Annotated in this window: 16 protein-coding genes; 6 read left to right on the top strand and 10 right to left on the bottom strand. The window is 64.8% G+C overall.

Annotated elements, in window-relative coordinates:
* Nucleotides 1–2: 2 nt before the first annotated feature.
* Both RQH62_RS02020 and RQH62_RS02015 read right to left on the bottom strand, forming a co-directional pair.
* Nucleotides 3–440 carry a DNA polymerase III subunit chi gene (locus RQH62_RS02020; protein WP_311267064.1) on the bottom strand — a complete coding sequence of 146 codons (438 nt, stop codon included), beginning with the start codon at nt 438–440 and terminating at the stop codon, nt 3–5.
* A 10-nt stretch (nt 441–450) separates the two neighbouring features.
* The gene (locus RQH62_RS02015) at nt 451–1,896 is read right to left on the bottom strand and encodes a leucyl aminopeptidase (protein ID WP_311267063.1); all 1,446 of its coding nucleotides are present in this window, start codon (nt 1,894–1,896) and stop codon (nt 451–453) included.
* Between the two features lie 174 nt (nt 1,897–2,070).
* Here RQH62_RS02015 and RQH62_RS02010 point away from each other — a divergent pair, with 174 nt between their 5' ends.
* From RQH62_RS02010 to RQH62_RS01990, 5 genes are all read left to right on the top strand, one after another.
* On the top strand, nt 2,071–4,335 hold the full coding sequence (locus tag RQH62_RS02010; RefSeq protein WP_405053503.1) for an LPS-assembly protein LptD: 2,265 nt from the start codon (nt 2,071–2,073) through the stop codon (nt 4,333–4,335).
* A gap of 86 nt (nt 4,336–4,421) precedes the next feature.
* Nucleotides 4,422–5,807 carry a peptidylprolyl isomerase gene (locus RQH62_RS02005; protein ID WP_311267061.1) on the top strand — a complete coding sequence of 462 codons (1,386 nt, stop codon included), beginning with the start codon at nt 4,422–4,424 and terminating at the stop codon, nt 5,805–5,807.
* A gap of 4 nt (nt 5,808–5,811) precedes the next feature.
* A complete protein-coding gene (gene pdxA, locus RQH62_RS02000; RefSeq protein ID WP_405053502.1) occupies nt 5,812–6,807 on the top strand; it encodes a 4-hydroxythreonine-4-phosphate dehydrogenase PdxA in 996 nt (331 codons plus the stop codon).
* A complete protein-coding gene (gene rsmA, locus RQH62_RS01995) occupies nt 6,800–7,636 on the top strand; it encodes a 16S rRNA (adenine(1518)-N(6)/adenine(1519)-N(6))-dimethyltransferase RsmA (RefSeq protein ID WP_311267060.1) in 837 nt (278 codons plus the stop codon). The genes pdxA and rsmA overlap by 8 nt, the downstream gene beginning before the upstream one ends.
* A 105-nt stretch (nt 7,637–7,741) precedes the next feature.
* A complete protein-coding gene (locus tag RQH62_RS01990) occupies nt 7,742–8,293 on the top strand; it encodes a pseudouridine synthase (protein ID WP_311267059.1) in 552 nt (183 codons plus the stop codon).
* Between the two features lie 240 nt (nt 8,294–8,533).
* Here the strand turns inward: RQH62_RS01990 and RQH62_RS01985 are convergent, their stop codons facing one another.
* From RQH62_RS01985 to guaB, 4 genes are all read right to left on the bottom strand, one after another.
* A complete protein-coding gene (locus RQH62_RS01985; protein ID WP_311267058.1) occupies nt 8,534–9,685 on the bottom strand; it encodes a cupin domain-containing protein in 1,152 nt (383 codons plus the stop codon).
* 253 nt (nt 9,686–9,938) lie between these two features.
* Complete coding sequence (locus RQH62_RS01980) at nt 9,939–10,460, bottom strand: tetratricopeptide repeat protein (RefSeq protein WP_311267503.1); 522 nt, start codon at nt 10,458–10,460, stop codon at nt 9,939–9,941.
* A 77-nt stretch (nt 10,461–10,537) separates the two neighbouring features.
* On the bottom strand, nt 10,538–11,713 hold the full coding sequence (locus tag RQH62_RS01975; RefSeq protein WP_311267057.1) for an RsmB/NOP family class I SAM-dependent RNA methyltransferase: 1,176 nt from the start codon (nt 11,711–11,713) through the stop codon (nt 10,538–10,540).
* A gap of 120 nt (nt 11,714–11,833) precedes the next feature.
* Nucleotides 11,834–13,291 carry an IMP dehydrogenase gene (gene guaB / locus RQH62_RS01970; RefSeq protein ID WP_311267056.1) on the bottom strand — a complete coding sequence of 486 codons (1,458 nt, stop codon included), beginning with the start codon at nt 13,289–13,291 and terminating at the stop codon, nt 11,834–11,836.
* A gap of 269 nt (nt 13,292–13,560) precedes the next feature.
* Here guaB and RQH62_RS01965 point away from each other — a divergent pair, with 269 nt between their 5' ends.
* On the top strand, nt 13,561–14,382 hold the full coding sequence (locus RQH62_RS01965) for a DUF1080 domain-containing protein (protein ID WP_311267055.1): 822 nt from the start codon (nt 13,561–13,563) through the stop codon (nt 14,380–14,382).
* Nucleotides 14,383–14,506: 124 nt separating this feature from the next.
* On the opposite strand, the gene ftsH is transcribed toward RQH62_RS01965, so the two are convergent.
* The 4 genes from ftsH to RQH62_RS01945 form a co-directional block, all read right to left on the bottom strand.
* Nucleotides 14,507–16,453 carry an ATP-dependent zinc metalloprotease FtsH gene (gene ftsH / locus RQH62_RS01960; RefSeq protein ID WP_311267502.1) on the bottom strand — a complete coding sequence of 649 codons (1,947 nt, stop codon included), beginning with the start codon at nt 16,451–16,453 and terminating at the stop codon, nt 14,507–14,509.
* A gap of 99 nt (nt 16,454–16,552) precedes the next feature.
* Nucleotides 16,553–16,741 (bottom strand): hypothetical protein, encoded by a 189-nt coding sequence (locus tag RQH62_RS01955; RefSeq protein ID WP_311267054.1) that lies wholly within the window; start codon nt 16,739–16,741, stop codon nt 16,553–16,555.
* 134 nt (nt 16,742–16,875) lie between these two features.
* The gene (gene tilS, locus RQH62_RS01950) at nt 16,876–17,820 is read right to left on the bottom strand and encodes a tRNA lysidine(34) synthetase TilS (RefSeq protein WP_311267053.1); all 945 of its coding nucleotides are present in this window, start codon (nt 17,818–17,820) and stop codon (nt 16,876–16,878) included.
* Nucleotides 17,811–18,737: a tetratricopeptide repeat protein gene (locus RQH62_RS01945; protein ID WP_311267052.1), complete on the bottom strand. Its 927-nt coding sequence runs from the start codon at nt 18,735–18,737 to the stop codon at nt 17,811–17,813. The genes tilS and RQH62_RS01945 overlap by 10 nt, the downstream gene beginning before the upstream one ends.
* Nucleotides 18,738–18,770 lie beyond the last annotated feature (33 nt).

Genomic DNA, 18,770 nt, shown 5'->3' with positions numbered 1-18,770 from the left:
TTCTACGCCATTTGCAGCCACTTGCGGCCATCTTGCTTGAAGTAGCGGGATTCGATCCCTTTCCGCTTGGCCAGCGCTCGCCAACTGGCCCGCGCTGCCTCGATCGTTGAATCATCGAAGAAGTGGAAAACGCGCTCGAACCCCAGCGCTTCCTCGCGCCAGACGCCGTCGGCCAGCGCGATATGCCGCGCGCCGTTCGCCGCCTCGCAAGTCGTGGTCAGCAGGATCGGCTGATGCGCCTCCCCGCCCTCGCCCGCCCGGCCATGCGCCAGAAAGCTCTCCGGCGCTCCGGCCCACAGGCCCTGCGATATCCGCTCCAGGCAGTCAGCCTCCTGCGCCACCACCAGCAGCCGCGCGCCCAGGCCCAGGATGCGCGCCGCGATCGCGGGCAGCACCTGGTCCACGGGATCGCGGCTCAACTGATAGAAATCGACCTGCATGGATGCCCGATCAGCCCTCGAACTTTTCAGCCACGAACCGGTCGATCAGGCGCACGCCATAGCCGGTCGCGCCCTTGTCCCACGTCGCGCCGGGCTTGTCCGCCCATACCATCCCGGCAATGTCGAGATGCGCCCATTTCACGCCATCCTCGATGAAGCGCTTGAGGAACTGCGCGGCGGTGATCGACCCGCCGAAGCGCGGACCGATATTCTTCATGTCGGCGATCGGGCTGTCGATCAGCTTGTCATAGGCCGGCGACAGCGGGAAGCGCCATAGCGGATCGCCCGCCGCCTGCCCCGCCGCCATCAGGTCGTTGGCCAGACCGTCATCATTGGAGAAGATACCCGCATATTCCGTGCCCAGCGACACGATGATCGCCCCGGTCAGCGTGGCCAGATCGACGATCACGTCGGGCTTGTAGGTCCGCTGCGCCCAGGTCAGCGCATCGCACAGCACCAGCCGCCCTTCGGCGTCGGTGTTCAGCACCTCGATCGTCTGGCCCGACAGCGACGTCACGATGTCGCCGGGGCGCTGCGCATTGCCATCGGGCATATTCTCGACCAGCCCGCAAATGCCGACGACATGCGCCTTCGCCTTGCGCCCGGCCAGCGCCTTCATCGCGCCGGCCACGGCACCCGCGCCGCCCATGTCCCACTTCATGTCTTCCATGCCGGCGGCCGGCTTGATGGAAATGCCGCCCGTGTCGAAGGTCACGCCTTTGCCGACGAACACGACAGGCTTGTCCGACGTACCGCCGGTGCCGTCCCATTCCATCGCGAGCAGGCGCGCTTCGCGGACAGAACCCTGCGCCACGCCCAGCAGCGATCCCATACCCAGCGCTTCCATCACCGCCTTGTCCAGCACGGTGATCTTGATGCCCAATTCAGCGAGATGCTGGCAGCGCTCAACAAAGCTTTCGGGATAGAGGATGTTCGCCGGCTCCGACACCAGTTCGCGGGTGAAGGCCACGCCCGCCGCGACCGCCGCCAGCTTGTCCCACGCCGTTTCCGCGCCGGTCGCGACCAAAGTCACGGTCTTCAGCGTCGGCTTCGCCTTTTCGGGCTGCCGCGTGCGATAGGTGTCGATCCGCCAGCCGCGCAACTGCACGCCCAGCGCCAGATGCGCCGCCTGCTCGGCGCTCACCCCGCCGAAAAATTCCACGGCGGCATGAGTCGCGCCGCTATTGTTCAGCTTGGCGGTCAGCGCAGCACCGGCCTTTTCATAATCCTGCTCGCTACCAGCCCCCACGCCCAGCAGCAGCACGCGCAGCGTCTTGCCGCCTTCCTCGACGAAGCTCTCGAAGCTGGTGCCGACCTCACCGGTAAAGCGCGACGCGGTGGCACCGGCCGCCAGAACAGGCCCGGCGGCCAGCGGCAGGGCGTCGAATCCGCCCTTCGGCACGACGAAGGCCAGCGTATCGGCGTCGGGGCGGGTCGGGCTGAACTGGATATCCATCGGGGTTCTTTTCCTCTTGTTGCATGCGGCGCGAACCGCGCTCTTGTCTGCCAGATAGTGCGGCTTTCCCCGTCTGGCAAAGCCGTTCGACCGATTTTCCCATGCCCGATGCACGACGGGCGATTGCCCACGCGCCCTCTGTGCGATAGGCGGGACAGCCAGATGCGCCTGTCTATGAGGCACCACCGCTTGCAAAACGCCCTGTTCTCCCTTTCCTTCCGCGCCGCCTTGCTGGGCAGCGCCGCGCTTGGCGCCGCGCCGCACGCGCTGGCGCAACAACTGAACGAGCCTGCCGCCCCGATCAGCGCGCCCGACGCGCCGGTGCCGGCAAGTGACGACCAGATCGGTTTCGCCGCCGACGCGCTGCAATATGACAGCAATAGCGAGGTCGTGACCGCCAACGGCAATGTCCAGTTGCTGCGAGAGGGCAACCGCCTGCGCGCGGACAAGATCGTGTGGGACCGCAACAGTGGCAAGGTCGAGGCCCAGGGCAATGTCTCGATCATCGATCCGGACGGCAATATCGCCTATGGCGACCGCTTCGACGTCGCCGACACGCTGAAGGACGGCGCGGTCGACAATATGCTGCTGGTGCTCCAGTCCGGCGGACGCCTCGCCTCGGTCAAGGGCACGCGGGTCAATGGCGTCTACACGCTCAATCGCGCCACCTATACCGGCTGCGCGGTGGAGGACAGCGATGGTTGCCCCAAGGAGCCGACCTGGCAGATCAACGCGATCAAGGTGGTGTACGACCCGACCCGTGAGCGCGTGACCTATACCAACGCCAATATCGAGCTGTTCGGCTTGCCGCTGATTCCACTGCCCGGCCTGTCGCATCCGGTGGGTGAAGGTGGCGGTAGTGGCCTGCTGGTCCCCAACCTGCGCTACGATCGCAACAACGGCTTCGAAGCGGCACTGCCCTATTATTTCAAGCTGGCGCCGAACCGCGACGTCACCATCACCCCGCATGTCTATACCGGTGTCCTGCCGATGCTGGAGGCCAATTACCGGCACCTCTATGATCGCGGCGCCTACACGATCACGGGCTATGCCACCTATGGCCGACGCGTCGGCATCGGCAGCGACGCGGTATCCACCGACGCCGAAAAGGATATTCGCGGCTATCTGGACGCCAGCGGCAAGATGCAGTTGTCGCCCGAATGGAGCCTGGACGGGTCGATCCGCGTCGCCACCGACCGCACCTTCTTGCGCCGCTACGACATCAGCCGCGAAGACCGGCTCCGTTCAACCATCGGTGCGCAGCGGATCGACGACAATAGCTATCTGTCGATTCGCGGCTGGGCGGTTCAGACCCTGCGTCAGGGCGATTCGCAGGGGCAGACGCCGATTGCGCTGCCTCTCATCGATTATCGTCGCCGGATCGCCGACCCGCTGCTGGGCGGCGTGCTGCAATTACAGGCGAACACGCTCGCCATCACCCGCACCCACGGGCAGGATACGCAGCGCGCCTTCGTCGGGGCCGAATGGAATCTGCGCAAGCTGACCGGCCTGGGTCAGGAAGTGACCTTCACCGGCTATCTGCGCGGCGACGTCTATCATAGCAGCGATAACGGCCTGACCTCGGTGGTGAGCTATGCTGGCGATCCGGGCTGGCAGTCGCGCGGCATCGCGGCGGCTGCGATCGACATGCGCTGGCCCTTCGTCGGTGAAGCGTTCGGCGGCGTCCAGCGCATCGCCCCGCGCGTCCAGATCGTCGCCTCGCCCAAGATCGCCAACCTTTCACTTCCCAATGAAGACGCCCGCGCCGTCGATCTGGAGGACAGCAACCTCTTCGCGCTCAACCGTTTTGCCGGTTACGACCGGTTCGAAGACAGCTCGCGCGTCACCTATGGCCTGGAATACAGCCTCGACCTGCCTAATTTCTCGCTCCAGAGCATCGTCGGGCAAAGCTATCGCCTCGACAGCCGCGAAAGCATCCTGCCCGACGGTACCGGCCTGTCCGACCGCACCTCCGACATCGTCGGCCGCACCACGCTGCGCTACAAGGATTTCATTGCCTTCACCCACCGCTTCCGGCTGGACAAGGATAATCTGTCCGTGCGCCGGAATGAGATCGACACCACCGTCGGCAGCAAGAACACCTATGTCATGGCGGGCTATCTGCGGCTCAATCGCAACGCCATTTCGGGGCTGGAGGATTTGCAGGATCGCGAAGAAATCCGCCTCGGCGCCCGCGCCCAGTTCGCCCGCTTCTGGTCCGTCTTCGGTTCGACCGTCATCGACCTGACCGATACCAAGGAAGATCCGGTCAGCGAAGCCGACGGGTTCGAGCCGGTTCGCCATCGCCTGGGCTTCGCTTATGAGGATGATTGCCTGACGCTGGGCTTCACCTGGGTCCGCAGCTACCAGACCAATGGCGACGCGCGAAAGGGCAATGGCTTCCAGCTACGGCTAGCTTTCCGCAATATTGGTATATAAGGAACAGGCTCCCGCATCCCCGTCAGGGCCGGTTAAGGCGGACCAGCGCATCAGGTGCGGGTTCGTATTGGAGATTATTGCCGACGATGCTGCCTGTCGTTTCTTCGCCCAACCGCCTGTTTCATGGCGTTCGCTCGGGCTTTCGCACCCTGCTCCTGTCCTCCGTGCTGCTCAGCGCCGGTATTCAGCCGGTTCTCGCCCAGACGGTCGATGATGACGGCACTGTCGCGAACCAGCAGCTGAACCTGCCCAAGGACGTCACCGTCTTTGGCAAGAGCGACCCGAACGTCCGCAAGGCGACCGCCATCGTCAACAACCGGATCATCACCGGCACCGACATCGACCAGCGCCTTGCCCTCATCATCACCGCCAATGGCGGCAAGGTGGAAGCAGAGGAAAAGGAGCGCCTGCGCGTGCAGGTGCTGCGCAACCTGATCGACGAAACGCTCCAGATCCAGGAAGCCGCCGCCAACGACATCAAGATCGACCCTGCCGAAATCCAGCAAAGCTATGAGCGCGTGGCGGCCAATTTCCGCCAGTCGCCGACCCAGTTCGACGCCTATCTGCGCGAAAAGGGCAGTTCAGCGGCCAGCATCAAACGTCAGATCGAGGGTGAACTGGCCTGGAGCCGCCTGCTCCGCCGCAACATCCAGCCTTTCGTCAACGTGTCGGAGGATGAAGTGAAGTCGGTGGTGGACCGGCTGAACGCTTCCAAAGGCAGCGACGAATATCGCATCGGCGAAATCTACCTGTCGGCGACGCCCGAAAATCAGGAACAGATCGTCGCCAACGCGCGCAACATCATCCAGCAGATTCAGCAGGGCGGCAGCTTCCAGGCCTATGCCCGTCAATTCTCCGAAGCCTCCACAGCAGCGGTCGGCGGCGACCTGGGCTGGGTACGCCCGGCACAATTGCCGCCCGAACTGGCGCAGGCCGCGACCGAAATGCAGGTCGGCCAGATTGCCGGGCCTGTACCCGTCGCCGGTGGCGTGTCACTGATCTACGTCATGGACAAGCGCAAGGTGCTGACCGCTGATCCGCGCGATTCGCTGCTCAGCCTGAAGCAGTTGTCCGTGCTCTTCCCGCAAGGCACGACCAAGGAGCAGGCCAGCGCCAAGGCCGCCGCCTTCGCCGCCGCGATCAAGGAAATCAAGGGCTGCGGTCAGGCCAATGAAGTCGGGCAGAAGATCGGCGCGGATGTTGTCGACAATGACAATGTGAAGGTGCGCGACCTGCCGCCGCAGTTGCAGGATATTCTTACCAACCTTCAAGTAGGTGAGGCGACGCCGCCCTTCGGCTCGATCACCGACGGCGTGCGTGTGCTCGTGGTCTGCGGCCGCGATGAACCGGCGTCGGCCAATGCGCCCAACGCCGAACAGATCATGGCCCAGCTCGAAGAGGAACGGGTGAACAAGCGCGCGCGCATCTATCTGCGCGACCTGCGTCGCGATGCGGTGATCGAATATAACTGACGCCTTGCCTCTTGCACCCTTTGCGGTGTCGCTGGGCGATCCCGCCGGGATCGGGCCGGAGATCGTCGCGAAAAGCTGGGTGATGCGCGAAGCACGCGGCCTGCCGCCCTTCTTCGCAGTGGGCGACGCGGCGTCGTTGCGCGCCGTCTGGCTGGGACCGATCGCGCCGATCAGTTCCCCCGAAGAAGCAGCGCAGGTTTTCGACAGTGCCCTGCCCTGCCTTCAGGTCGCGGATGCAGGTGACGTCGTGCCGGGCACCCCCAGCATCGACGGCGCCCGCACCGCCTTCCAGGCGCTAGAGGTCGCGGTCGGCCTCGCCCGTTCGGGATCGGCCGCCGGCATCGTGACTGCCCCGGTGGGCAAGGAACAACTTTACGGTGTCGGCTTCACCCATCCGGGCCAGACCGAATTTGTCGCCGAACGCTGCGGCGTCTCAGCGCATAACGCGGTGATGATGCTCGCCGGGCCATCCCTTAAGGTCGTGCCGATCACCATCCATATTGCGCTGGCGGATGTGCCTTCGGTCCTCACCATCGACCTGATCCGCGCTCGTGCGCTGACCACGGCCAAGGGGCTGCAACGCAATTTCGGCATTGCCCGCCCGCGCCTCGCGGTCGCCGGCCTCAATCCCCATGCCGGCGAGAATGGCGCGCTGGGCCGGGAAGAGATCGACGTGATCCGCCCCGCGATCGAGTTGCTGCGCCTCGATGGCCTCGACATCGTCGGTCCGCTCGCCGCCGACGGCATGTTCCATGCCCGCGCGCGCGAAACCTATGACGCGGCGCTCTGCATGTATCATGATCAGGCGCTGATCCCGATCAAGACGCTGAATTTCGACGATGGCGTGAACATCACGCTGGGCCTGCCGATCGTGCGCACCTCGCCTGACCATGGCACCGCCTTCGGCATCGCCGGCACCGACAGTGCCAATCCCGGCGCGATGATCGCCGCGCTCAAGATGGCGGCCGAGGCCGCCCGTGCCCGCATCGTCCATGGCTGACACCCGCCCTGTTCTGCCGCCGCTGCGTGACGTGATCGCGCGCCATGGCCTTGCCGCCAGCAAGGCGCTCGGCCAGAATTTCCTGCTCGACGAACAATTGCTGGACCGCATCGCCGCCATCCCCGGCCCGCTGAAGGACACCCCGGCGTTCGAGGTCGGCCCCGGTCCTGGCGGCCTGACCCGCGCTATATTACGCGCCGGCGCCCGCCTCGTCGCGGTCGAGCGCGACCATCGCTGCCTCCCTGCGCTCGCCGAACTGGAGGAAGCCTTTCCCGGCCAGTTGCGTGTCATTTCCGGCGACGCGATGCAGGTCGACGCCTGCGCCGAGGCAGGTGAAGGCGCGCATATCATCGCAAACCTGCCCTATAATGTCGGCACGCCCCTGCTGGTCGGCTGGCTGTCGGCCCACTGGTCGCCCTTGCCCTGGTGGCAGAGCCTGACCCTGATGTTCCAGATGGAAGTGGCCGAGCGCATCGTCGCGAAACCCGGCACCGATCATTATGGCCGCCTCGCCGTCCTGTCCCAATGGCGCAGCGACGCGAAGATCGCGATGAAGGTCCACCGCAGCGCTTTCACGCCACCGCCAAAAGTCATGTCGGCCGTCGTCCACATCACGGCCAAACCCGCGCCCGAAGGGGTGGCACTCAAATTTCTCGAACGTTTGACCGCCGCCGCCTTCGGCCAGCGCCGCAAGATGCTGCGCCAGAGCCTCAAGGGCCTCCCCGGCGCGCTCGATGCATTGGAGCAGATCGGCATCGACCCGCAACGCCGCGCCGAAACGGTCAGCGTCGAAGAATTTGTCGCCGTCGCCCGCATACTGAGCGTTTAATATATCCGTTCGCTTTGAGCGCAGCCGAGAAGCGGCCAGCCCGGCGCTCCCGTATCTCGACTACGCTCGATACGAACGAATCTTGAGTAAGAAGGCATTGATCCCATGCCCCGCCTGATCCTGTTCAACAAACCCTATGACATGCTGTCGCAATTCACCGATCGCGGGACCGATACGGCGCGCGCGACCCTGTCCGACTGCATCGCCATTCCCGGCGTCTATCCCGCCGGCCGGTTGGACCGCGACAGCGAAGGATTGCTGCTGCTGACCGACGACGGCCGCCTGCAATCGCGCATCGCCGATCCCAAGTACAAGACCGCCAAAACCTATCTGGCGCAGGTCGAGGGCGAGGTGACAGACGAAGCCCTCGCCGCCTTGCGCCGGGGCGTGGATCTGAAGGACGGCCTCACCCGCCCGGCCGATGTCGAACGCATCGACGCGCCGGACATCTGGCCCCGCAATCCCCCCATCCGCGTGCGCAAGAGCATCCCCGATAGCTGGATCAGCCTCACCATCCGCGAAGGCCGCAACCGCCAGGTCCGCCGCATGACCGCCGCCGTGGGCCATCCCACGCTGCGCCTTGTGCGCTGGCGCATCGGCGACTGGACGCTGGACGGCCTGCAACCGGGCGAATGGCGCGAAGTGCAGGTCGGCTGATCCTCCACTGCCCTTGCCTTCCTTGTTCCCCGGCCTACGCCGGGGAACGCAAAGTCATCGCGACATCCCCGCCTGCGGCACCCGCTTCCCCTTGGTCCGGCTGGTCAGATGAAACTGTCGGCACCGGTCACAGCGATAAAGCCGCAGCGGCACGTCCGCCCGCAACGCCACCACCAGCGCCGCTTCCTCGCTCGCAAAGCGCGTCTTCTTCGCACAGATGCTCAGCCGCGTGCGGATCGCTCAATCCTCCGGATCGAAGCTGACGCTGCCCTCGTTGAACAGCGTCACGATCAGCGCCACCACCGCCGCATCCTCTATCAGTGCAGGATCGACCGTCAGCCTGTCATCCGCGCATAATTGCCCGGCCAGCACCGCCGCCGCCCCGTCGCATTCCTGCGCCTGCCCATCCACGAACAGCGTCAGCGCGCCTTCCCCCTGCGCTACGAACGCAAAGCGGCTCGCCGGATTGCGGCACAGCGCCACGCCATCCTCCACCAGTTCGCGCGCATCCTCGGCCGCGATCGGCTCGTCCGGTTGGAAGTCCAGTTCAGGATATTTGCGCTCGCTACTGTAGCTGCCGAACCAGCGGGCAAAGGCCGCCGGATCGCCCACCGCGTCCATCACCATCGCCTGCAACCGCGCCAGCGCCGCCGCGCCGATCTCGCCCGGATTGGCCTGCACCGTCAGGTCCGGGTCGGCATAGCGGTCATCCTCCTCCATCTCGCCGACCACATGCGCGCAAAATTGCTCGACCAGTTCGCTCCGCGCGGGCGCACGGAAGCCGACCGAATAGGTCATGCAGTCGTCGCCCACCGCGACGCCATCATGTGCGATCCCCGGCGGCACATAGAGAATGTCGCCCGGCTCCAGCACCCATTCGTCCGTCTGCTCGAACTCGGCGAGCAGGCGCAGATCCTCCTGCACCAGCAGCGGCGTGTCGGCATCGCAATGTTGCCCCACGCGCCAGCGCCGCCGGCCCAGCCCTTGAATCAGGAACACGTCATACTGGTCATAATGCGCCCCTACGCCCCCGCCATCGGTAGCATAGCTGACCATCACATCATCGATCCGCCAGTTGGGCACGAAGCGGAAAGGTGCGATCAGCGCCGCGACATCAGGCACATGCATGTCGACCGCCTGCACCAGCAGCGTCCAGGGCTGATCTCCCATGCGCCCGAAGCGATCCTCCGGCAGCGGCCCGTGCTCCACCGTCCAGCGCCCATCCGCCCGACCGATCAGCCGCGATTCGATCCTTTCCTCGCAGGCAAGGCCCGCCAGTTCGTCCGGCTCCACCGGATTGGTCCACCGCCCCCACGGGTTGCGGATCAGCAGCGGCTTCTTCTGCCAATAATCGCGCAGGAACAGATCGACGTCGAAGTCGGTGAAGGTCATGGAAAATCTCGCCAGCGAACGGCCCGCATCATGCGCCCGTCGTCCCGGCCTTGGCGCGCACAGGCCGCAAAGTCAAAGCGTGCCACGCGATCGACACCCACCCCCGTTTGGGCTGGGCCTGTCGAAGCCCCTTGGTAGGAAGAAGATAGGCCCCCTTCGACGGCCTGCCAAGGCAGTCGCTCAGGACAGGCTTTGACAGGCTCAAGGCGAACAAGAATGATCGCGCGTTCAATACGCCCGATGCCCTCACCCCTTACTGTGTTTCGGTCGGCGCCTTCTTGGCCGCAGGATCGGTTTCCTTCGCCGTCGTCATGGCAACGGCCGGCGGCCCCTTCTGGATCGCGGCAGCCAGCTTGCCCACCGGCGCACAGTCGCCCTTGCACACGGCCTGCGCCTGCGCTAGCACCTCCTTGGCCCTGGCAACCGCGCCCTTCTCGACCATCGCCTCACCCTGTCCCGCCAGCGCGACGATATCGGTCGGGTCCAGCAGCAGCGCTTCCTTGTACAGGCGGATCGCCTTGCCCTGAAGCCCCTGCGCGCGCGCAACCCCGGCCAGTTCGACATAGGCGGCGCGATTACGCGGATCGATCGCCAGCGCACTTTCCAGCGCATCGGTCGCGCCTTCCAGATTGCCGGCCCTGTGCGCGGCCTCGCCTGCCTTCTGCCATTCCACCGACTGCGGGCTGATCTGGCTGTCGGGCTTCTGGCTCAATCCCACGCTCGACACGGTGGTCAGGACGATGGCGAGGGCAATCGAGGCAGGGGTGAAACGCATCATTATCTCCAGCCATGTTTCAGGCGCTAATTCAGGACAAGTGTCGCTATTTTGCGGGCGCTTGTCCATGGTCTGTTTCACGCCCCCCGACGCAACCGCGCAAAGAAGAAACCGTCGCTGCCGTCATGTCCTGGCGTCAGCAACAGCCCGGCGCCATGGGCCCGGCCCACGGGCAGGTCGATCGGCTCGGCGCTCCAGCCGGCATGGCGCGACAGGAAGGCATCCACCTGCCCCCGCCCTTCCCGATCGGTCAGCGCGCAGGTCGCGTAAACCAGCACCCCGCCGGGCGCCAGCAAGGGCGCCGCGAAATCGAGGATACGGGCCTGTTCGGCGACCAGCCGGTCCAGCCGCGCCTGCGTCAGCCGCCAGCGCGCTTCGGGATTGCGCCGCCAGGTACCCGTACCCGAACAGGGCGCATCGACCAGCACCACATCCGCCTTGCCGCGCAGGCTCTCCAGACCACGCGCCTCATGGCTCTGGTCCAGCAGCAGCGTCTCGATGAAGGTCGCCCCGGCCCGCGCCGCGCGCGGTTCCAGCCGCGCCAGCCGCGACCGGATCGTATCGGCAGCGATCAACATACCCTTGCCGGCCATCGCCGCGGCCAGCGCCAGCGTCTTGCCGCCCGCGCCAGCACACAGGTCCACGACCGTCATGCCCGGCTGCGCGCCACAGGCGGCCGAAATCCACTGACTCCCTGCATCCTGCACCTCGACCAGCCCGTCCTTCCAGACGGCCTGCTGCTCGATCGGATAGCCTTCGGGCAGGCGCAGGCCGTCGGGCAGACCGTCGATCGCCACCGCGTCGGGCAGCATCGGCGCGACGCAGGCGGGATCGCTTTTCAACCGATTGACGCGTACATCCACCGGCGCCCGGCCGAGCAGCGCATCCTGCTCCACCGGCGCGGCCAGCAAAGGCTGCAACCAGCCCGGTACGGCACCGGCCACGGCGCCCGCCTCACCCGGTTCGATCGGCAACGGCGCATGCGTCGATCCGTCGAACAGGGCGGCGATTTCCGGCCACGCCTGCGCCACGCCGATCATCGCTTCCCGTCCTGTCTCTGGTCGCTCGGCTGCCCGGCGGATCGCATCATAGACATGGTCGCGCACCGCCCGCCGGTCCCGCGACCCGGCATAGCGCCGCTCCTTGAAATAGCGCGCGATCAGCGTATCGGCTGCCGGCCCGCCATCGCGCGCCGATGCAATGATGGCGTCCAGCAGATCGATCGCGGCCTGTATGCGGGCAGAGGGTGTCATGCCATTCCTCCCCCCTCCCTTTCAAGGGAGGGGCCGGGGGTGGGTGCGAGCGAAGCGAACCTCTTTCGGAGGCTACCCACCCCTAACCCCTCCCTAGAAGGGAGGAGAAAAAGTGACGGATCAGCGCGTCGGATAATTGGGCGCTTCCCGCGTGATGGTCACGTCATGGACATGGCTTTCGGACAAGCCCGCGTTCGTGATCTGCACGAAACGCGCACGTTCCTGCAAATCCCTGATCGTGGCGCTGCCGGTATAGCCCATCGCCGCCTTCACGCCGCCGACCAGCTGGTGGATGACATCCTTGGCCGGGCCCTTGAACGGCACCTGGCCCTCAATCCCTTCGGGCACCAGCTTCATCTGGTCCTTGATATCCGCCTGGAAATAGCGGTCGGCGCTGCCGCGCGCCATCGCGCCGACGCTGCCCATGCCGCGATAGCTCTTATAGGCGCGCCCTTGATAGAGGAAGGTTTCGCCCGGCGCCTCGGCCGTACCCGCCAGCAGCGATCCGACCATGACGCAACCCGCGCCCGCCGCCAATGCCTTGGCCACGTCGCCCGACGTGCGCAAGCCACCATCGGCGATTACCGGCACGCCATGCTTGTGCGCTTCCTCGGCCGAATCCATCACGGCGGTCAACTGCGGCACACCCACGCCCGCGACGACGCGCGTGGTGCAGATCGATCCCGGCCCGATGCCGACCTTCACGCAATCCGCGCCCGCGCCGATCAGCGCCTTGGTCGCTTCGGCGGTGGCGACATTGCCCGCGACCACCTGCACATGGTTGGACAGCTTCTTCACCGCTTCCACCGCGACGGCCACCTGCTTGCTATGGCCATGGGCGGTGTCGATGACGATCAGGTCGCATTCCGCGTCGATCAGCGCCTTGCTGCGCTCCAGCCCCTTGTCGCCCACGGTAGAGGCAGCAGCGACGCGCAGGCGGCCGGTGCCGTCCTTGGTCGCCTGCGGGTAAGTGACGGCCTTCTCGATGTCCTTGACCGTGATGAGGCCGACGCAATGATAGGCATCGTCCACCACCAGCAGCTTTTCGATCCGGCGCTGGTGCAACAGGCGCTGCGCCTCTTCCTGACCCACGCCGACCTTGACCGTGGCCAGATTGTCCTTCGTCATCAGCTCGCTGACCGGCTGCGCGGGATTTTCCGCAAAGCGCGTGTCGCGATGAGTGAGGATGCCGACCAGCTTGCCGCTCTGCTCCACCACCGGGATGCCGCTGATCTTGTGCCGCTGCATCAGCATCTGCGCATCGGCCAGCGTGGCGGTGGGCAGGATGGTGATGGGGTTGACGACCATGCCGCTTTCGAACCGCTTGACCGCCCGCACCGCGTCGGCCTGTTCCTCGACCGTCAGGTTGCGGTGCAGCACGCCGATGCCGCCCAGCTGCGCCATCACGATCGCCATGTCGGCCTCCGTCACCGTGTCCATCGCGGACGACAGGATCGGAATGTTCAGCTTGATCGCCTTGGTGACATAGGTGGACGTATCCGCCTGGCTGGGCAGCACATCGGATTCGGCGGGCTGCAACAGCACGTCGTCAAAGGTGAGGCCAAGGCGGATGTCCATGGAAAAAGCCACTTTCTTCTGTGCGGACCGGGCGGAGGGAAGCCGGATCGCTGGGGGATTTGTGGCGGCCCATGTAACCACTCCGGGGCCAAACAGCCAGACCCTTTGGGGATTTTATTGGGGGGCATCACAGGCCTCCCCATCTCATCCACCTATAGATGACTTGGCCGCACACACTAGCGGCAGAGAAAGGAAATTGCATCCCGATTTTAATTATAATAGGAATATTAATATTAATTAATGGGAGAAGATTGATGAACAGGCGTGACATGCTTTGCGGCGCACTATCCCTTGCAGCCTTCGCAGCGCAGTCGGCAAATGCGGCTCCCACACAAATCGATGACGGGTGGCAGCCCCTGTTCGATGGCCATTCGCTGGACTGCTGGAATTTCTACCAGGACGGCGTCGGCAATGTCGACAAACGGCACGTCGTTGCAATCGAAGATGGCATATTGTCCTTGCTTGGCCCCGGCTATGCTGGCGACGATACTCCTCCCGGTCACATCTCCACCAGAACGGTGTGGCAAAACTATCATCTCCGACTGCAATATCGTTACGGAAACCGCCGATGGGCGCCACGCAAACTCCAGCGCCGCAATAGCGGCATATTATATCATATGGGCGATGAAACGGATCGCCTTTTCCCGGATTGCGTCGAATTTCAGCTGGAGGAAGGCGATGTCGGCGATGCGATAATGGTCAACACGCTGGCGTTGCAGGGACCGTTGCTCGGCGGCACGCCTCTCTGGCCAAACTGGATATCGGCGTTCCCAGCTGATTATCAGGCCCCGGTTCAGGCCGGCCCGTACCGACGCCAGTGGCATCGCCATGCAGGTGAATTTGCACGGCTAGACGACTGGAACGAAGTAGACCTGTACGTTTTTGACGATCAGGCGGCCCATCTGGTCAATGGACGCATGGTCAACAGCTTGTTCAAGATGCGCCGCACGGCAGGACGGGATCAGCTTCCCTTGACCAGCGGCCGGATCGCTCTGGAATTTGAATGGGCGGAAGTGATGTTCAGAAATGTCCAGATCCGCCCACTTTCGGCCGCTGCAATCGCCCAGATAAAAGCGCAGGGTTCTAACTAAGTGCCGCCGATGCCTCATCTCAGGCGGAAGCTGACGGGACCCACCTGTTATCCAATCCAGATCAAAGAAAAAGGGCGTAGCCACCGCCACGCCCTTTTCATCTCGTCACCGGAGCATCAGCCCCTCACACCGCGGGCGAAGCCTCGCCAAACGGTCCCTTGCGCTTGCGGATGCGCGGGATCGAAGACCCCGCTGCGGGAATGATCGATGGCTTGATCGTCGTCCCATCATCGCGGGTGATCTCACCCTTTTCCAGCAACGCCTTGATCTCCTCGCCGCTCAGCGTCTCATATTCCAGCATCGCATTGGCCAGCAGGTGCAACTGGTCCTCATGCCCCTTCAACAGTTCCTGCGCGCGGGCATAGCCTTGCTCCACCAGAGCGCGGATTTCCGCGTCGATCAGCTTGGCCGTCTCGTCCGACATATGGACGCGCTGGCTCTGCGAATAGCCCAGGAACGTCTCGCCCTGTTGCTCTTCATATTGCAGCGGACCCAGCTTGTCCGACATGCCCCATTGCGTGACCATGTCGCGCGCCAGCTTGGTCGCATATTGGATGTCGCCCGAAGCACCCGACGACACCTTGTCGTAACCGAAGATGATTTCCTCGGCCACGCGGCCACCCATGGCGACGGCCATATTCGCGTGCATCTTGTCGCGATGATAGCTGTAGCTGTCGCGTTCCGGCAGGCGCATCACCATGCCCAGCGCACGGCCGCGCGGGATGATCGTCGCCTTGTGGATCGGGTCGGACGCGGGTTCATGGACCGACACGATGGCATGGCCCGCCTCATGATAAGCGGTCATCTTCTTTTCATCGTCGGTCATGACCATGGAGCGGCGTTCCGCGCCCATCATCACCTTGTCCTTGGCCGATTCGAACTCGTCCATAGCGACCAGACGCTTGCCCCGGCGCGCCGCCGTCAAAGCGGCTTCGTTGACGAGGTTGGCGAGGTCAGCACCGGAGAAGCCCGGCGTACCACGCGCAATGGTGCGCGGATTGACGTCCGGCGCCAGCGGCACCTTCTTCATATGCACGGCCAGAATCTTCTCGCGGCCCTCAATGTCGGGGCGGGGCACCACGACCTGACGATCGAAGCGGCCCGGACGCAGCAACGCGGGGTCCAGCACGTCGGGACGGTTGGTCGCCGCGACGATGATGATGCCCTCATTGGCTTCAAAGCCGTCCATCTCGACCAGCAACTGGTTCAGCGTCTGCTCGCGCTCGTCATTGCCATTGCCCAGACCCGCGCCGCGATGACGACCGACCGCGTCGATTTCGTCGATGAAGACGATGCAGGGCGCGTTCTTCTTGGCCTGTTCGAACATGTCGCGCACGCGGCTGGCACCGACGCCGACGAACATTTCGACAAAGTCGGAACCCGAAATGGTGAAGAAGGGCACGCCCGCCTCCCCCGCGATCGCGCGGGCCAGCAGCGTCTTGCCGGTGCCGGGCGAACCGACCAGCAACGCGCCCTTGGGAATCTTGCCGCCCAGACGCGCGAACTTGCTCGGATCTTTCAGAAACTCGACGATTTCCTGCAATTCCTCGCGCGCTTCGTCGATGCCGGCGACATCATCGAACGTCACCTTGCCATGCTTTTCGGTCAGCAGCTTTGCCTTGGACTTGCCAAAGCCCATCGCGCCACCCGCGCCGCCACCCTTCTGCATCTGGCGCAGCACGAAGAAGGCGATGCCCAGGATCAGCAGGAACGGCAGCGACTGATAGAGCAGGATCTGCCAGAAGCTCGGCTGGTCCTGCGCCTGGCCGGAATATTTGACATTATAGTCATCGAGCAGGCCGGTAAGGCCCGGATCAGTGACCGGAACGGTGGAGAATTTCTGGCCGCTCGACAAGGTGCCGCTGATCCGGTCCGGCGCGATCGCGACGTCCTTGACCTGACCTTCCTGCACCTTGGAACGGAATTCCGAATAGGCGATGCCCGTTCCCGCACCGGACGTCGTCCGACTGTCGAACAGCGACACGAACAGCAGCAGGGCGACGATCACGCCCGCCCAAATCATGGCGCTCTTGATCCAGGGGTTGCCCTGCGGGTCTTTCTCGTCGTTCATCATCACTCACTTTCACCGGCCAAGATAGGGCGCGCCCGCAAAAGCGCAAGCACGGCAAGGCCCGCCCTGCCCGCTATTTCGCGCCTTTTCCGTCGATGGTCAGGCGCCCAGTAACGTCAGCGCAACATAGCCCAGCGCCAGCGCCAGACCGGCCGACAGGCCGCACAGCAGATAGCCGACGTAAAGCAACAGCGGCGGATGCGGCCGCGCCAGCTTCCTGTTCCGCTTCGCCGCCGACAGAATGACGCTGGCCAACAGGCCATAGGTCAGTGCCGCAAACTCCATCATGATAGGCTCGATCCCCGCTCAATTCGTCGGACCGATTAAAGCGGAAACCGATTAAAGAAAGGTCAGTGCACCCATGTGAAGCGGCAGTCCGTGGAACAGATGCGACGATCCGTGGAACCTTTCCGTAACGATCGTCAACGGCGCGGCGGCGCCGGCACCAACCGCCAATGCGGACCACCCTTGAGCAGCCAGTTACCCAGACTCGCTTGTCGTCCGACCAGCGCTTCAGCCAACGCCAGGTCAAGGCTTTCGCCACGCGGCAGTGCTGCGCCCGCCTGATCCAGCATATGCAACACCAGCCGCCGCAGATATTCGCGCGGCAAGTCGGTGCGCTCCAGCCGCCAGCCAGCGCCATCTGCCCGCACATGCGCCCGCGCCTGCTCCGCCACGCTCCACGCAATCGCATGCTCTGCTTCCGCCAGCGCCGCCGCGCTGCGCGCTGCCGCCTGCGCATCCAGCCAGGGCGCATCGGCAAGTTCCATCCGCAGCATCGCCCGGTCGAAACGCGGATCGGCGTTGGACGGATCATGGACATGGGGCAACCCCTCCGCCTCCGCCAGTGCCTGCAACGCCGCCTTGCGCATCGCCAGCAACGGCCGGATCACCCGACCCGACCGCGCTCGCACCCCAGCGAGGCCGCCCACGCCCGCCCCCCGGTTCAGCCGCATCAGCATCGTTTCCAGCTGGTCATCGGCATGATGCGCGGTCATGATCCAGTCGATCCCCTGATCGACGCGCCACGCCTCGATCAACCGGTAGCGCACCGCCCGCGCCCAAGCCTGGACATTGCCCGCCACCGGGCGATCCGGCGTCAGCGTCGCATGGGCAATAGCCTGCCCGGCACACCAGTCCGCCACCATCGCCGCTTCACCGGCCGATGCCTTCCGCAACTGATGATCGACCGTGACCGCCGCCACCCGCCCGGGAAAGGCGCGCGCCGCCAGCAGCAGCAACGCCATGCTGTCCGGCCCGCCCGAAACGGCCACGCCAAAACGGGCCGCCGGATCGTCCCCGACCAGCGCCTGCGTCGCGCCGATCAGCCGAGCCGCCAGCGCCGCGCTATCGCTGTTTAGCTGCACTTCGCCTTAGCGCGTCCTGCGGTCATCATGCCGCGCAGGCTGGACGACAGATTGTCGCCATAGACCTGTTCCAGCTCCTGATAGACCTTACAGGCATCAGCCGGCTTCTTCAGTTGAATCAGCGCCTCGCCCAGATAGGCCAGGCTGTCTGGGGCGCGGTCGCCACGCGGCCGCTTCTGGTAATTTTCATAGAAAGCGACCGACGCGAGCGCCGGCTTGCCATCGTCCAGATAGGCGCGGCCCAGTAGATTCTGCGCCTTGCTGGCGACCGGGCTGGTGCCATATTTCTCGACTGTGGCCTTCAACTGACCCTGCGCCTCGGGATAGAATTTCGCGTCCCACAAGCGGAAGCCATAATTATAGGCGTCGCTGGCCGCGTCACCCGTATCGGGCCGCTCCACGGCCGCCACGGCGCTCTTGCGCGCCTCACTGGCGACCGGCGCGGGGGCAGCGGGCTTGGGTGCTGCGGGTTTCGGCTGGGGCTGGGGCGCAGCCGCGACTGGCGCAGGCGTCACGGGGACCGATACGGCGGGCGCCGGCTCGGCCATGCGCGCCTCATTCTCGGCCTTATATTTGTTGAAGGCCGTTTCCAGCTGGCGCAGCTTGTAGCTATTTTCCTCCACCTGTCCGGTGATCGAGGCGAGTTGGGATTCCAGCGCCCCCACCCGTGCGGTCAGGTCCGCGATCGGGGTCGAAGCCGGCGAACCTGGTGCGATCGTGGGCGTGGTGGGACGGGTAATCTCCGCTTCCAATGGTGTGCCGGCCGGAAACACCTTGCGCTGCACCGCGCGCATTTCCTTTTCCAGCCGATCGACCCGCACTTCGACGGGGGCATTCTGCGCGGCGGCGGGCTGAACGATGGCGGGCGCGGCCATCGCCAGCAGCACGGCCGATGTCGCAAAGAGGGCGTTACGCATGATGATCCCCGACTAGCTTTGTTGGCTTAACCA

Source organism: Sphingobium sp. WCS2017Hpa-17 (genome assembly GCF_031843765.1).
GTDB lineage: Bacteria > Pseudomonadota > Alphaproteobacteria > Sphingomonadales > Sphingomonadaceae > Sphingobium.
This window is presented reverse-complemented; position numbering and strand designations above follow the sequence as displayed.

Excerpts from the sequence above, each read along its gene's own strand:
- RQH62_RS02020 (WP_311267064.1), bottom strand. The coding sequence starts at position 440 with ATGCAGGTCGATTTCTATCAGTTGAGCCGCGATCCCGTGGACCAGGTG.
- RQH62_RS02015 (WP_311267063.1), bottom strand. The coding sequence starts at position 1,896 with ATGGATATCCAGTTCAGCCCGACCCGCCCCGACGCCGATACGCTGGCC.
- RQH62_RS02010 (WP_405053503.1), top strand. The coding sequence starts at position 2,071 with ATGAGGCACCACCGCTTGCAAAACGCCCTGTTCTCCCTTTCCTTCCGC.
- RQH62_RS02005 (WP_311267061.1), top strand. The coding sequence starts at position 4,422 with ATGCTGCCTGTCGTTTCTTCGCCCAACCGCCTGTTTCATGGCGTTCGC.
- rsmA (WP_311267060.1), top strand. The coding sequence starts at position 6,800 with ATGGCTGACACCCGCCCTGTTCTGCCGCCGCTGCGTGACGTGATCGCG.
- RQH62_RS01990 (WP_311267059.1), top strand. The coding sequence starts at position 7,742 with ATGCCCCGCCTGATCCTGTTCAACAAACCCTATGACATGCTGTCGCAA.
- RQH62_RS01985 (WP_311267058.1), bottom strand. The coding sequence starts at position 9,685 with ATGACCTTCACCGACTTCGACGTCGATCTGTTCCTGCGCGATTATTGG.
- RQH62_RS01980 (WP_311267503.1), bottom strand. The coding sequence starts at position 10,460 with ATGCGTTTCACCCCTGCCTCGATTGCCCTCGCCATCGTCCTGACCACC.
- RQH62_RS01975 (WP_311267057.1), bottom strand. The coding sequence starts at position 11,713 with ATGACACCCTCTGCCCGCATACAGGCCGCGATCGATCTGCTGGACGCC.
- guaB (WP_311267056.1), bottom strand. The coding sequence starts at position 13,291 with ATGGACATCCGCCTTGGCCTCACCTTTGACGACGTGCTGTTGCAGCCC.
- RQH62_RS01965 (WP_311267055.1), top strand. The coding sequence starts at position 13,561 with ATGCTTTGCGGCGCACTATCCCTTGCAGCCTTCGCAGCGCAGTCGGCA.
- ftsH (WP_311267502.1), bottom strand. The coding sequence starts at position 16,453 with ATGAACGACGAGAAAGACCCGCAGGGCAACCCCTGGATCAAGAGCGCC.
- RQH62_RS01955 (WP_311267054.1), bottom strand. The coding sequence starts at position 16,741 with ATGATGGAGTTTGCGGCACTGACCTATGGCCTGTTGGCCAGCGTCATT.
- RQH62_RS01945 (WP_311267052.1), bottom strand. The coding sequence starts at position 18,737 with ATGCGTAACGCCCTCTTTGCGACATCGGCCGTGCTGCTGGCGATGGCC.